The sequence below is a fragment of the Limnohabitans sp. genome (assembly GCF_030158565.1).
GTDB lineage: Bacteria > Pseudomonadota > Gammaproteobacteria > Burkholderiales > Burkholderiaceae_C > Limnohabitans_A.
In genome coordinates, this window is sequence record NZ_JAOASQ010000023.1 from 161,453 (window position 1) to 173,258 (window position 11,806).

An 11,806-nucleotide genomic window follows, 5' to 3' on the forward strand; every position below is an offset into this window, starting at 1 on the left:
GACAGATCTGTTTGGATTCACGCTTCATAACGCTGCCCCAATGCCAGCAAAGCGGGTGTCTCAATGACGGCATTCAGGCCATCGAAATCGAGCATCTTTTCTTGCCAGGGCCGCGTGGTCTGGTGGTTGTGCAAGCTGGCGTAATAGCCTTGCAGTGTGTGCAACACCGCCCGCGCCGTGCCGCCGGGGAAGATTACGATTTTGAAACCCCGCTCGCCCAACTCGGCCGCGCTTTGCACCGGCGTCTTGCCGCCTTCGACCATGTTGGCCAGCAGCGGCACACGGTTTGCAAATTGCGCACAGGCGCGGTTCATCTGCTCGTCGGACCGCAGGGCTTCAATGAACAGGGCATCGACGCCACATTCCAGGTAGCGCTCGGCCCGCTCCAGCGCGGCATCCAGGCCTTCCACCGCCACCGCATCGGTGCGCGCCAGGATCAGTGTGTTTTGGTTGTGGCGGGCGTCCAGTGCGGCGCGCAACTTGCCCTGCATCTCGGCCACCGGCACCACGCCTTTGCCGTCCAGATGACCGCAGCGTTTGGGGAATGTCTGGTCTTCGATCTGGATCATCGCAGCGCCAGCGCGCTCGAAATCGCGCACCGTGCGCTGGGTGTTGAGCGCGTTGCCAAAACCGGTGTCGGCATCCACGATGACCGGAATGTTCACCCGGTCGGTGATGTGGGCCAGCGTCTGCGCCACTTCGGTGGCGGTGGTCAGGCCAATGTCCGAGCGGCCCAGGCGGGTGTAAGCGATCGATGCGCCCGACAAATACAGCGCCTCAAAACCTGCCTGTTGCGCCACCAGTGCGGTGAGCGCGTCGTAAACGCCGGGGGCCAGCAGGGGCTGGGGTTGTTGCAGGCGCTGGGCCAAAGTGGCTTTCTGGCTCATGGCGTGTCCTTCAAAAGTTGTTGTGCGGTGTGTGCGGCGATGTGGCCACCCGCGATGGCGCTGAGCAAGCCGTTGCCCGACAAATAACCCCAGACCGCTTGGCCCGACACGCCCCGCGCTGCGCCGCCTGCCGCCAGCAGGTTGGGCAAAGGGGTGCCGTCTTGGCGCAGCACGCGAGTCTGTGCATCGATGTCCAGGCCACCTTGGGTGTGGAACAAGGCACCGGTGACTTTGATGGCATGAAACGGCGCTTGCAGTGCGCGTTGGAAACTGCGGCCAGTCACCGGGTCGGTGCCGGGCTGCACTGCATTCAAAGTGGCTTGCAGGGCTCCGTGCGGGCAACCGATCAGTTGCGCCAGTGCATTCGCGTCTGCCGCATGCTGCACCGCGCCCGCGCCTTGCGCAGACACAAAGTCCGGAAACCCTTGCGCAAAGGCCAGCAGCGCATCGTCAAACACATTCCAGGCCACACCGCCCGGCTGCGCCAGCACATGCACTGCAGCCTCCGAGTAACCCTGGGTCTCATCATGAAAGCGCTGGCCTTGGGCGTTGATTTGCACGCCGCCTTCCATCATCAGCGCCCACGATATCAAAGCGCCTTGTGGCACAGCCCATGAGCCATGGCCCTGGTAAGCGCCCAAATCGGCCAAGCGAGCGCCCAGCTGTTGGCCCCAGGCGATGGCGCTGCCGTCGTTGCCCACATGGCCTGCATAGGTGGCCTCGGCCATTTCGGGCAACAGGTCTTTGACCATGGCCGTGGCCCCGCCAAAACCGTTGCAAGCCAGCAGCACCGCATCGCAGCGGAGCCGCTCGGTCTGGCCATCAGGCCGCACAAAACCCACGCCTTGGATGCGCTGCGCCTCATCGGCCCACAGCTCGGTCACTTGCGCTTGCGTGAGCACCACCACGCCAGCCGCATCGGCTGCGGCTTGCAGGCGGCTCATCAAACCGGCCCCGGTTTTTTCGGGCACGGCGTGCATGCGGTGGGCGCTGTGGCCGGGGTACAAAAAGTTGTCCAGCACTTGCCAGGGCAGGCCGTGATGCTCGGCCAGTGCGTCCATGGCTGGGCCGATGTTCTGGGCGTAGGCCTGCACCAGGTGCGGCGCGGCTTGGCCATGGGCCTTGGCCTGGATGTCGGCGGCAAAAGCTTCCACACTGTCGGTGATGCCTTGCGTCTGTTGCACTTGTGTGCAGGGTGCCGGGATGAAGCCCGAAGACAAAGCCGTAGAACCTGCGGCAAACGCATCACGCTCCAACACCACGCACTCCACACCCATGCGGTGCAAGGCCAGCGCAGCCGTCAAGCCGCAAGCGCCTGCGCCCACAATCACCACCGGCGTGTGGTCTTCAGCCAGCAATTCAGAAGCAGGACAAATGTGTGCCGGCGAGGCGGTCATGGCTTCAGCCCAGTTGTTTCAAGAAAGTGGCGCTGTCCATCACCTCAGCCACCGAAGCCATGTCGGCCAGCGCGGCCTGGTGCGCGGCGTCACTGAAGGCGGCGCAACCGTCCGACAAAACAATGACGTGGTAGTCACGCACATGCGCATCGCGCACCGTGCTGGCGACACCGCCGTTGGTCACGATGCCGCAGACCACCAGCGTGTCGATGCCCGATTTTTTGAGCACCCAGTCGAGTTGCGTGTTGAAGAAGGCCGAATACGCCACCTTGAACACCGACACATCGACCAGCGGGGCCAACACATCCACATTGGCCTGCCCCCGGCTGCCGGGTGCAAAGTCACCCTTGCGCAAAAACGGGCGGCGCTCTTTCAGGTGCGCCGAGATCATGGGCTCGCCCTGCGCATCGGGCCAGAGGGTGAACAGGCTGGCCGTGACCAAGCCACCTCGCCCTTTGATGGCGCGCGCCACCGGGGCCATGCGCTCAGGCAGCTTGACGGCTTCGGCGCTCAGGGTGTTGCCCCGGGCATAGGCCCCGTCGGGGGCCAAAAAATCATTTTGCAGGTCGACGATGACCATGCCCAGTTTGGCGTTCTTCAGGTTCATGCGTTACGCTCCACCAGCAGGTTGCCCAGTTTGTCGACCCGACCTTCAAAGCCCGGCTCCAGCCACACTGTCGTATCGGGCTGCTCCAAAATTGCCGGGCCTTGCACCACGGTGCCCACGGGCAGGCTCAAACGCTCGTAGCGCTGGGCTGTCCACCATTGGCCCTGGTGGTAAACCTGTTGCTCACCCACCGGGGTGGTGCTGCCTTCGCCTTGTGGGGCCAGCACCGCCAAATCGAACTTGGGACGACGCCCAATCCGGGCATAGCGCAGGTTCATCACGCGGATCACCGGGCCTTGCAGCACGCGGCCAAAGGCGTGCTGGTAAGCCGACTCAAACGCCGCCAGCAATCCTGCGGCGTTCAACTGATCGCGCTTCACAGGCACTTGCAGCGTGTGGGTCTGGCCCATGTAAAGCATGTCAAAGCTGATGACTTCGTCCACCTGCACGAAGTTCACACCGGCAGAATCGAGGCGCAGCTGGCAAGCTTCGGCCAGGCTGTCCACCCGCTGCAGCAAAGCAGGCCAGGCCACATCGGCCAAAGCCACGTTCAGGGTCTGCACCGCGTCGTGGCGCATGTCGGCCATCACGCAGCCCAGGGCCGACGTCACGCCCGGGTAACGCGGCACGATGCCGGTGGTCACGCCCACCTCGCGCATCATGGCGCACACATGCAGGCCGCCGCCGCCGCCAAACGGCATGTAGGCGAACTGGCGTGGATCGTGCCCGCGCTCGATCGACACCACGCGGATCGCGCCCGCCATGCGGGCATTGGCCACCGTCAAAATCGCCTCGGCCGCGGCCAAGGCCGTCAGGCCCAAAGGCTCGGCCACATGCTGGGCAATGGCTTTCTCGGACAAGCCCGAATCGAGCTTTTGCAACAAGCCACCGCCCAAAGGCCGGTCGGCCGCGATGCGGCCCAGCAGCACATTGGCGTCGGTCACCGTAGGACGGGTGTTGCCACGGCCATAACAGGCCGGGCCGGGGATGCTGCCGGCCGACTCGGGGCCAACCTGCAACATGCCGCCCGCATCGACCGAAGCAATCGAGCCGCCACCGGCACCGATGGTCTCGATCTGGATCATGGGCGAGCGCACCACCAAGCCAAACTCGATGGACGTTTGTGCAGCGAGGGCCGCTTCGCCACCGGCCACCAGCGACACGTCAAACGAGGTGCCGCCAATGTCGCCCGTGATGACATTCTCAAAACCCGAAGCGCGGGCGATTTCGGCGCAGGCCATCACGCCCGCAGCGGGACCTGACAGCGCGGTGCGCACCGGCACATCACAAGCGGTCTGGCGTGACATCACACCGCCATTGCTTTGCACGATCAGCAATTCGCCGCCAAAACCCTGGGCACGCAAATCGCCATCCAGCCGCTGCAAATAGCTGCCCACCACAGGCTGCAAGGCGGCATTCAGCGTGGCCGTTGAGCAGCGCTCGAACTCGCGGATCTCGGGCAGCACTTCGCTGGCCGCCGTCACATAGCTGTTGGGCCAGATCTCGCGCACGGCGGCCACGGCCGCTTGTTCGTTGCCGGGGTTGGCATAGGCGTGCACAAAGAACACGCACACCGCCTCGCAGCCTTCGGCCAGCAGGGCGTGTGCCTGTGCGCGGACCTGGTCCAGATCGACCGGCGTGTGCAATTGGCCATCGGCCAGCACACGCTCGTCCACTTCCAGACGCCAGGCGCGGGGCACCACCGGGGTGTAGCTGCCGCGCAGGCCCCAGGTTTGTGGGCGGTCGCGGCGGCGCATCTCCAGCACATCGCGAAAACCCCGTGTGGTGATGATGCCGGTGCGGGCGATCTTGCGCTCCAGCAAGGCGTTGGTGCCCACGGTCGTGCCGTGCACGATGGTGGCGATGTCTTTGGCGCCTTCTGCACCGGTGACCCCGGTCACTTTGGCGATGCCGTTCATGAAGCCCCGGGCTTCTTCACCCCGGGTCGAGGGCACTTTGACGATGCGGGCCTGGCCGGTTTTTTCGTCCAGCACAAACAGGTCGGTGAACGTTCCGCCCACGTCCACGCCGACCACCCAATGCGGTTGATTCACAGACTGCTCGCTCATGCTTGTTCCTTGGTGTAACCGAGTGCCGCGTCATTGGCGCGGTCTTTTTCAGTGCGCTCAGCGGGCTCACCCCAGCCGCCGCCGCCAGGCGTTTGCAGGCGCACGCGGTCGCCTTTTTTCAAATGGATGCCGAGCATCTTGGAGACCATCGGCGGGGTCTTCCACTCGCCGTTTTGGCAATACTCAAACACGTTGGGCAAAGCAGGTTGGCCGCCGTGGATGCCTTTGGGGGCGGACTTGCCGCGCTCGCCAAAGATGAAGGCTTCGGCGCTGTCTTCGAGCAATTCGATCTCATAAATCGCGCCCAGGCCGCCCCGGTGCTGGCCATCGCCGCCCGAGCCGGGGCGCAAGGCCCACTGGGTGAAGCGCACCGGGTAGGCCGCTTCCAGAATTTCCATGGGCGGGATGGTGGCGGTCGAGATCGGCGCATTGCCGTGCGACAGGCCATCGCCATCCGAATGGCCGCCGTGCCCGCCACCAAAAAAGCTGAACATCACCCAGCGCTGGCCTTTGCGTTTGTCGTCGGTGCGGTGCCCGGCAATCGACAAGGCGTTGATGGTGCCGTAGGCATGGGCCACCGCCCGCTGCGGATCGGCCAGGGCCGTGGCGCTGAAGATCACGTCGATCATGCGCAAAATCGTTTCGGTGTAACCACCCACCGGACGGGGCCGCGACGCGCTGATCACCAGACCATCTGGAATGATGAAGTCCACCGCATCCAGCACACCCGCGTTGGCGGGCACATCGGGGAACACATGCTTCAAAGCCACATAACAAGCGGCCACGGCTGTGGCGCGTGAGATGTTCACCGGCCCGGCGCACTGCGCCGAGGTGCGGGAAAAGTCCAGGGTCAAGCGGTCCCCGGCCACGGTCATGTCGAGCGCAATCGTCAGCAACTCGTCTTTCACGCCGTCGTTGTCGAGCACGTCTTCAAAGCTGTAACGGCCATCGGGCAAGCTGCCGATGTGCGAGCGCATCAGGCGCACGGCACGGGTGCGCAGCTCCACCAGGGCCTGCGCCACTTTGGCGTCGCCGTATTCGTCGAGCAAGCCGTCCAGGCGACGCGCACCCAATTCAAGCGCGGCCAGCTGGCCGTTCAGGTCGCCCCACAGGCTGTCGGGCAGGCGGGTGTTGGCGCGCAAGATGGCCAGCACATCGTCGTCGAGCACGCCGCCGCGCAAAATGCGCACCGGCGGGATCTGCACCGCTTCTTGCCAGCACTCGGTCGCGGCAGGGTTGTAGTTGCCGGGCACCGCACCACCCACGTCATGCCAGTGTGCGGCCGAGGCCAAAAAGCAATACAGCTGGCCGTTGCGAAAGCAGGGCTTGACCAGCTTGAAGTCGTTGGCGTGTGTGCCGCCTTCGTAGGGGTCGTTGAACAGCCACACATCGCCCGGCTGCATGCCGCCGCGCTCAGCCGCCACGCGCATGGCGGCGCGCACGGCAAAAGCCATGGCCCCAACAAACACGGGCAGGCCTGACTTGCCCTGGATCAAGGTGTCACCTGTGATGGCGTCGTACAGGCCGTGGCAAGCGTCGTGCGCCTCGGCAATGATGGGGTTGAAGGCGCTGCGGTAGAGCGTCGCGTCCATCTCGTCGGCGATTTGTTCGAGCCGGCCGCGCAGCACGGCCAAAGTCACCGGATCCATCACGGGGTCCATGACCGGATCCATCCCAGCGGGTGTTTGAGAAGCTGAAACCATCGGGTTCATCCTTGTTTTCTATTCTTGAGCAGGGGCAGCAAACCGCCTGCATCGACCATGTCCATCAAAAAACCGGGGATGGCCGCGCAAGCCAAAACCTGGCCGTTGGCACGGATCACCTGCGGGGTGTCGCCTTCAAAATGCAAGGCCACGCGCTCGCCCTCTTCGATCTTGTCGGCCTCGGGGCAAGTCAAGAGCAACAAGCCCAAGTTGAAAGCGTTGCGGAAATACAGGCCGCTGTACGACGGCGCGATCACCGCTGCCAAGCCCAAATGCCGCAGCACACCGGCCGCCTGCTCACGCGATGAGCCGATGCCAAAGTTGGCACCAGCCACCAGCACATCGCCCGCTTGCACACCCGAGGCGAAGTCGGCACGCACCGCCTCCAGGCAATGCCAGCCAATCACCTCCAGGCCGTGCTTCATGTAGGCGCCTGGCGCCAGGGCATCGGTGTCCACATCGGCGCCAACGCGCCAAACTCTTGCGTTCTTGAAACTGCGCGTATTCATGCCAGCACCTCGCGTGCATCGCTGATGCGCCCGCGCAAAGCCGAAGCCGCCACGGTGTAGGGCGAGGCCAAATACACGTTCACGCTGGCCGGGCCCATGCGGCCTTTGAAGTTGCGGGCGGTGCTCGAAATCACGGTGGCCCCTTCCGGGAAAGTCGCGCCGTAACCGGCGCAAGCGCCGCAACTGTTGGGCAAGATGGTGGCGCCTGCGTCCTGCAGGATCTGCATCACGCCTTCTTGCGTGGCCTGCGCTTGCTCGCGGGCGCTGGCCGGCGCCACCATGAGCTGCACGCCAGCGGCCACGCGCTGGCCCTTGAGCACCTGCGCGGCGGCGCGCAGGTCTTCGAGCTTGGCCCCGGTGCAGGCACCGATGTAGGCAATGCTGGGCACCACGTCGGCAAACTCGGCCACATCGCGCGTGTTGGCCGGGCTGTGCGGCGCGGCCACTTGCGGGCTCAGGCGCGAGGCGTCAAACATGTGTTGCTCGTACTCTGCGTCTTCGTCGGTGAACCACTGCTCGGCACCGCTGAGTTTGTCTTGCGACACCCCAATCGATTTCAGGTGCGCCAGAGTCGTGGCATCGGCCGCGATCAAGCCCGCTTGTGCGCCCATCTCGGCGCTCATGTTGGACATCGTCATGCGCTCGGCCATGGACAAGGCCTGCACGGCAGCGCCTGCAAACTCCACCGCCTGGTATTGGCCGCCGTTCATGCCAAAGCGGGCAATCATGTGCAGCATCATGTCTTTGGCCGACACACCCGCTTGCAAGCGGCCATGCCAGTGCATGCGCAAGGTGCGCGGCACCTGCACCCAAATCTGGCCGGTCACGCACACGCCCAGCATCTCGGTGGCGCCAATGCCGAACATGTAGCAGCCAAACGCGCCGCCCGTGGGCGAATGCGAGTCGCCGCCCACGCAAAACATGCCGGGCTTCAAATGGCCCCGTTCGGGCAAAACCACATGGCAGATGCCTTCGCTGTCGATCACATTCGGCAGCTGCCATTGTTTGGCGGTGTCGCGGGTGATCTGGATGATTTTTTGCGCGTCAGCGTCTTGTGCGGGCACATAGTGGTCCAGCACCAGCACCACTTTGTTTTTGTCCCAGATCTCGGCGCCCAGTTCATCGAGCATGGGTTTCAAGCGCCGGGGGCCGGACGAGTCGTGGAACATGGCCAAGTCCACGTTGCAGGTCACCACCTCGCCCACGGCGACATGGGTGCGGCCAGCAGCGCGGGCAATCAGTTTTTGTGCCAAGGTTTGAGGCATGGTTTCGCTCGTGCTCATTCAGCGCCTCACATGCCCAAATAGGCTTGCCGCAAAGTGTCGCTGGCCAACAGGTCGGCGGGCGTTCCCGCAAAACGGATCGTGCCGTTTTCCATCACATACGCGCGGTCGGCAATGTCCAGCGATTGGCCCACGTTTTGCTCGACCAGCAAGACCGCCAGGCCCGTGCTGCGCAGCTGCGCGATCAGCGCGAACATCTCTTCAACCAAAAGCGGCGACAAACCCAGCGAAGGCTCGTCCAGGATCAACAAACGCGGCTCGGCCATGAGGCCTCGGCCAATGGCCAGCATCTGCTGCTCGCCACCGCTCAAAGTGCCTGCCAGTTGCGTCACACGTTCCTTCAAGCGCGGGAAGGTCTCGTACACCTTGTCCAGGTTTTGTGAGCGGCGCTCGCGGCCCCGGGTGAAGGCGCCCAGCTCCAGGTTTTCATGCACGCTCAGGTTGGGGAAGACCTTGCGGCCTTCGGGCACCTGGATCAAACCATGCGTCACCACCTCGCGCGAATGCATGCCGGTGATGTCCTGCCCATCGAACTGCACCTGCCCGGCACGCGTGGCCACCAGGCCACTCAAGGTCAGGTTAAGCGTGGTCTTGCCTGCACCGTTGCTGCCCAAGAGCGCCACCGTCTCGCCGGGCATGACCTGCAGGTCCACACCGCGCAAAACCTCGACCGCACCGTAGCCCGACTTCAGGCCTTGCACATTCAACAAAGCGCTCATGCCTGGGCCTCCTTGGCGGCCAGCGCTTTGGCCGCGTTCTTTTGCAAACGCTCGGCGGTACCGTGGCCCAGATAGGCCTCGACCACAGCTTTGTTGTTCGTCACCTCGGCGGGCGTGCCGTGGGCAATCAATTGCCCTTGGGCCAACACCCAGACCTCTTGCGCCAGGCTCATCACGGCTTGCATGACGTGCTCGATCATCAAGACCGTCACGCCGCTTTTGGCAATGCTTTGCACCACCGGAATCATCTCGGCAATCTCTTGCGGGTTCAGGCCCGCCAACACCTCGTCCAGCAGCAAAAGGCGCGGGCGCGTGGCCAGCGCACGCGCCAGCTCCAGGCGCTTGCGGCCGGCCACGGTGAGGTCACTGGCCAATTTGTCCAGCTGCGGCGTCAGGCCCACCTGCTGCGCCACCGACTCGGCAAACTCCAGCGCTTGCGCACGACCGGGCAGGTGCAGATGCGCACCGACCGCGATGTTTTCACGCACCGTCTGTGCGGCAAAAGGCTGCACGATCTGGAAGGTGCGGGTCAGGCCCATGCGGGCGTTCAGGTGAGGGGCTTGGCCGGTGATGTCTTGCCCGGCAAACACCACACGACCGGTGTCGGGCTTGAGGAAGCCGGACATGAGCGCAAACAAGGTGGTCTTGCCCGCGCCGTTGGGGCCGATCAGGGCGCTGAGACGCCCTTCGGTCACCGACAGGCTGACGTTTTGCACGGCTTTGAGGCCACCAAAGGATTTGCCCACGCCGTCGATTTGCATCAGCGTGCTCATGATTGGCCTCCGTGTTTTTCGCCTTCAGAGGGCTTGTGGCCGCGCAGCCACTGCAGCGGTGTGATGGTGCCCAGGCCAGCAATACCGCGTGGCAAGAACATCACAATGCCGATCAACACCACACCGTAAATGACCATGTTGATGCCCGGCAACTGGCCGAACAAATTGCGCGTGAGGTCAGCCAGGATGTGCAGGCTGACAGCCCCCAAGAGCGGCCCCCACAAGGTGCCCAAGCCACCCACGATCGCGCCCACCAAAGCCTCCACAGACGTGTGCGAGCCAAAGGCGATGCCCGGGTCGATGTACTGGAAGACCTGCACATAAAAGGCGCCACCTGCGCCCATCAGGCCACCCGACAAAATGGTGGCAACCAGCTTGACGCGCAAAGGGTTCACACCCACAGCGCGGGCTGCGTCTTCGTTGTCGCGCACCGCTTGCAGATAAGCGCCAAAGCGCGAAGCCTTGAGCCAGGCCGTGACGCACAGCGCCAGCGTGACCAGCCCCAGCATGAGCCAGATGAACCCGGCCCGGCTGGCAAACTGCATGTTGGCGGCCGACTCCTGGAGCGGCAGCATCAGGCCGACACCTGCGCCGGTGAAAGGCACCGAGGTGGCCACGATGCGGAACACCTCGGCAAAAGCCAGGGTGACCAGCGCAAAGTACGAACCCTTGAGGCCGTAGCGGAACGAGGCCGCCCCCACAAAAGCACCCACACCGGCGGCAAAGGCCATGGCCAGCGGCAAAGCCACCCAGGGGCTCAGGCCCCACTGCATTTGCGCAATGGCCTGCACATAAGCGCCGGTGCCAAAAAACAGCGCATGGCCAAATGAAAACTGACCGCCAAAACCGCCCAGCACGTTCCAGGCTTGCGAGAGCAAACAGGCATACAAAGACGTCATGACAAAGTTGAGCATCACGCCCGAATCGGTGAACAAGGGCACTGCCGCCACCAGCACCACAAACAGCGCGATGTTGCGAAAGTCTTTCATGCCTTCGCTCCAAAAAATCCTTGCGGCCTGAGCAAAAGCACCGCAATAAAAATCACAAAAATACCCACCTGACCCAGCGATTCACCCAGCAGCAAACCGCCCAGCGATTCGACAACGCCGATCAACAAACCGCCCAGCAATGCCCCGGCAAAACTGCCCATGCCGCCCAGCACCACGATGGTGAAGGCCACCAGCACAAAGCCATTGCCCACCTGTGGGTTGACGTAATAAGCCGGCATCAAAAAGCAAGCTGCGGCCCCCAAACTGGCCAGGCCCAAGCCAAAGCACATCGCGTAGACATGGTCCACATCGATGCCCATCAAACGGGCACCTTGTTTTTCTTTGGACACCGCGCGGATGGCGCGACCCAGGTCGGTCTTTTGCACGATGAGCAACAACGCGGCCGACACCACCAAGGCCCCACCAAACGCCACCAACTTGGGCAGCGCGATGAAGGCCGGGCCGATCTCGACCGTGCTCAGGGTGTAAGCGGTTTCAATGGTTCGGGTGTCGGATTTGAAAAACAGCAAAGCCAGGTTTTCCAGCACGATGGACAGGCCCAGCGTGACCAGCAGAATGTTTTCGTCTTTGCCATGGCTGGCGCGGTTGATGACACCGCGCTGCAGCGCATAGCCCAGAACGAACATGGCCGGCACCATGATGGGCAAGGCCAGGTAAGGATCGATCCCGAGCTTTTCCTTGAGCATGTACACACCGTACAGCGCCACCATCAAGGCCGCGCCATGCGCGAAATTGATGATGTGCAGCACGCCATAAATCAGCGTCAGGCCCAGCGCAATCAGCGCATACACGGCACCGGTGGTGATGCCGTTGAGCACTGACGGAAACAGGATGTTCAAGTCAAGCATC

General features: G+C 63.5%; 11 protein-coding genes. All 11 read right to left on the reverse strand.

Going from position 1 to position 11,806, the window contains the following annotated elements:
* Positions 1-17: 17 nt before the first annotated feature.
* From Q1W40_RS04530 to Q1W40_RS04580, 11 genes are read right to left on the reverse strand one after another with little or no spacing between them, the layout of a single operon-like run.
* On the reverse strand, positions 18-887 hold the full coding sequence (locus Q1W40_RS04530; protein ID WP_300709312.1) for an isocitrate lyase/PEP mutase family protein: 870 nt from the start codon (positions 885-887) through the stop codon (positions 18-20).
* Entirely contained in the window at positions 884-2,284 is a 1,401-nt protein-coding gene (locus Q1W40_RS04535; RefSeq protein ID WP_300709314.1) for an FAD-dependent oxidoreductase, read from the reverse strand. Before Q1W40_RS04535 ends, Q1W40_RS04530 begins: the two co-directional genes overlap by 4 nt.
* Positions 2,285-2,288: 4 nt before the next feature.
* On the reverse strand, positions 2,289-2,891 hold the full coding sequence (locus tag Q1W40_RS04540; RefSeq protein WP_300709316.1) for a cysteine hydrolase: 603 nt from the start codon (positions 2,889-2,891) through the stop codon (positions 2,289-2,291).
* Positions 2,888-4,960 carry a hydantoinase/oxoprolinase family protein gene (locus tag Q1W40_RS04545; RefSeq protein ID WP_300709318.1) on the reverse strand — a complete coding sequence of 691 codons (2,073 nt, stop codon included), beginning with the start codon at positions 4,958-4,960 and terminating at the stop codon, positions 2,888-2,890. The genes Q1W40_RS04540 and Q1W40_RS04545 overlap by 4 nt, the downstream gene beginning before the upstream one ends.
* Entirely contained in the window at positions 4,957-6,621 is a 1,665-nt protein-coding gene (locus tag Q1W40_RS04550) for a hydantoinase B/oxoprolinase family protein (RefSeq protein WP_300709388.1), read from the reverse strand. The genes Q1W40_RS04545 and Q1W40_RS04550 overlap by 4 nt, the downstream gene beginning before the upstream one ends.
* A gap of 47 nt (positions 6,622-6,668) precedes the next feature.
* Positions 6,669-7,172 (reverse strand): 3-isopropylmalate dehydratase, encoded by a 504-nt coding sequence (locus tag Q1W40_RS04555; RefSeq protein ID WP_108324372.1) that lies wholly within the window; start codon positions 7,170-7,172, stop codon positions 6,669-6,671.
* A complete protein-coding gene (locus Q1W40_RS04560) occupies positions 7,169-8,455 on the reverse strand; it encodes a 3-isopropylmalate dehydratase large subunit (protein ID WP_300709321.1) in 1,287 nt (428 codons plus the stop codon). The genes Q1W40_RS04555 and Q1W40_RS04560 overlap by 4 nt, the downstream gene beginning before the upstream one ends.
* 8 nt (positions 8,456-8,463) lie before the next feature.
* Complete coding sequence (locus Q1W40_RS04565) at positions 8,464-9,174, reverse strand: ABC transporter ATP-binding protein (RefSeq protein WP_300709323.1); 711 nt, start codon at positions 9,172-9,174, stop codon at positions 8,464-8,466.
* Positions 9,171-9,950 carry an ABC transporter ATP-binding protein gene (locus tag Q1W40_RS04570; protein WP_300709390.1) on the reverse strand — a complete coding sequence of 260 codons (780 nt, stop codon included), beginning with the start codon at positions 9,948-9,950 and terminating at the stop codon, positions 9,171-9,173. Before Q1W40_RS04570 ends, Q1W40_RS04565 begins: the two co-directional genes overlap by 4 nt.
* Positions 9,944-10,936, reverse strand: coding sequence for a branched-chain amino acid ABC transporter permease (locus tag Q1W40_RS04575; protein ID WP_300709325.1), 993 nt, complete (start codon positions 10,934-10,936; stop codon positions 9,944-9,946). Before Q1W40_RS04575 ends, Q1W40_RS04570 begins: the two co-directional genes overlap by 7 nt.
* Positions 10,933-11,805, reverse strand: coding sequence for a branched-chain amino acid ABC transporter permease (locus Q1W40_RS04580; protein ID WP_300709327.1), 873 nt, complete (start codon positions 11,803-11,805; stop codon positions 10,933-10,935). The genes Q1W40_RS04575 and Q1W40_RS04580 overlap by 4 nt, the downstream gene beginning before the upstream one ends.
* Position 11,806: the final 1 nt, after the last annotated feature.